This is a genomic window from Vibrio sp. Y176, from assembly GCF_033438945.1.
The window spans coordinates 1-527 of record NZ_JAWOQS010001139.1; the positions used below are offsets into that span (position 1 = coordinate 1).

2 protein-coding genes are annotated in these 527 nt (G+C 45.4%); both read right to left on the bottom strand.

The annotated features are described in order from the left end of the window. The coding region (locus R7O13_RS31550; RefSeq protein WP_412125758.1) for a hypothetical protein at positions 1 to 86 on the bottom strand (86 nt) is incomplete at its 3' end. Positions 87 to 110: 24 nt separating this feature from the next. Beyond that, a partial coding sequence (gene fkpB, locus R7O13_RS30635) for an FKBP-type peptidyl-prolyl cis-trans isomerase (protein ID WP_318305692.1) occupies positions 111 to 527 on the bottom strand: 417 nt, incomplete at its 5' end.

Consider the following 527-nt stretch of genomic DNA (forward strand, 5'->3'; position numbering starts at 1 on the left):
GCACGCTCTACGATGCTAATCGCACGGTCAACACCAGCACAAAAACCGCGTGGGTTAGCTAATAGGATTTTCATTTCATTGCTCATGGAAATTATCTTTTATTGGGGTGGCTATTCTACTGACAAAATTTCAACTTCGAAAGTCACGTCTTGTCCCGCTAAAGGGTGATTAAAGTCTACCGTTACCGAATCGCCTGCAATCTCAGTAATGATGCCCGGAATTTCCATACCATCAGGGCCACTGAAAGCCATGATAGTACCGACTTCAACTTCCGCTTCACCAACAAATTTGGTGCGATCCATATGATGAATATGGTCTGGGTTAGGCATACCAAAAGCATCTTGCGCTTTGAGTTCAATCGCTTTGTTCTCACCAGATTGGAGCCCCACCAAGCACTGCTCGAAGTTCTCACTCAGGCTGCCGTCACCCATCACAAACTTCGCTGGTTTGCCCATATTATGAGTGCTGTCTGCCACCGAACCATCTTTCATTTTGATCGTAAAATGCAGGGTTACTATCGAATCATT